This is a genomic window from Candidatus Aminicenantes bacterium, from assembly GCA_026393795.1.
Lineage (GTDB): Bacteria > Acidobacteriota > Aminicenantia > UBA2199 > UBA2199 > UBA2199.
Genome location: JAPKZL010000299.1, coordinates 1 through 1,739, shown reverse-complemented (window position 1 = coordinate 1,739; position 1,739 = coordinate 1). Strand labels below are relative to the sequence as shown.

Below are 1,739 nucleotides of genomic sequence, written 5' to 3'. Positions count from 1 at the left end.
CCTGGCGCCCGGGATGTACACGGTCGAGTGGGAGCTAGTGCGCGAGGGCAGTTTCTGGGGCCGGAGTAAAAACTGGCGCCCCTCTTTCTTGAGCCTGAGCCTGCGGCCGTTGGTTTCGGCCGCTTTTAAAAAAGCCTGGCTGCCCACCTGTTATGCCAGCGGCCGCAAGTGGCTCGACCGCGAGCAGTATCTCCTGCGCCAGACGTTGAAGAACAACGAAGCCTGGCATGAGGGAAAATTATTCGGCTTCAGCGCCGGGACCGATTATCCGCAGGTCTGGATCCGCGACACGGCCACGCTGATGTTCTATGCCCGATTTTTTTACACCAGCGGGCAACTCCAGGAAATGATCGGCCATTTTTTGAGCCGGCAGAGCCCTGAGGGCGAAATTTGCGACTGGGTGGACACAACGGGGCGCAGCGACAAAAATACAGTGGAGAGCGACCAGGAGAGCTCGCTGGTTTTGGCCGCATATTGGCTGGCCCTGGACGACCCGGCCTGGCTCAACGGCCAGGTGAACGGGATCCCGCGCTTGCGCCGCCTCGACCTGGCGCTCGACTGGCTGTGGCGAAATCGCCGCGACGCACGGCGCGGCCTCATCTGGAGCGGCTTCACCGCCGACTGGGGCGATGTGGAGCGCTCCTATGCCGACCAGCGGGCCGTCGACCTCTCCGATAGGTCGCGGCGGACCTATTCGATCTATGCCCAAGCCCTCTTCATCCAGGCGGCGCATAAGATGACCATGATCGCCGGGTGCATGAACGACGCAACGTTGGCCGGCAAATGGCGCCAGCGCGAGAAGGTGGTCGCGGCCGCTTGCCGGCAACAGCTCTTCCTCCCCGAGCAAGGATATTTCCTCGTCCACCGCCTGGAGGGCAAAGAGGAGTTCCTGACCATGGAAGAGGAGATCCTGGCCATTGGCGGCAATGCCGAGGCTATGCGCGCCGGCCTGATGAGCCGTTCCGAGATCGAACGTTTTATCAAAGTCCTGGAGGAAAGGAAAAAACAATTCGGGTTGCGCAGCGTTTCTTTCACCCTGCTGCCGCCTTATCCGCGGGATTTTTTCCCCCATCCCCTCCTTTCCCCCTGGAGCTATCAAAACGGGGGCGAATGGGACTGGATCGGCGGCCGGATGGTCGCGGCCCTCTATCAGGCCGGGTTTCGCAATGAAGCCGAGGCATACCTGAAAGAGATCGTCGTTAAGAATCTCCGCGACAACAACATCTTCGAATGGTCCGACCGGGCCGGCAACGGCCAGGGGGCGTCGTTCTACGCCGGGGCCGCCGGCGTCCTGGGCGAAGCGGTCCTGCGCGGCCAGCTGGGGCTGGAGGAGGATTTCGACTGCTACAGCTTTGCGGTCAACGGTGATCGTTTCAAAATAGACGTGCACAAAGCCGGCGACAGCTTCAGTTTCGAAAGTTCCGATCGTTTGACCGTTGACATCGCCAGCCTGTCCAAAAAAGAAATCTGTCTTCAAATCACTCCTAATAAAAAGCCAATCTGCATTTCGAAAAAAGGCAGATCAATTGTCTTTAATGACAAGTAAATAGGAATTCTTACTCTGAATTTTTTCTTTTCTTTTGGTAGACGCTTGCGTCATCTGTCAAGAGGGCGGTTCACGAACCGCCCCTACATTGCGTTTTGCCTTTTCTTCCTCGTTGCGCGTTTCGCATCCTCTTCGAGGACAAACAAATCAAATCCACCAAGACTGGCGGATGATTTGTGTTGTCACGCGTCAC

The 1,739-nt window shown here is 58.0% G+C and carries 1 protein-coding gene; it reads left to right on the top strand.

The features are described 5' to 3' along the window. Nucleotides 1-1,546: hypothetical protein (locus tag NTW95_14665; GenBank protein MCX6558651.1), on the top strand; the 1,546-nt coding region annotated here is incomplete at its 5' end. Nucleotides 1,547-1,739: the final 193 nt, after the last annotated feature.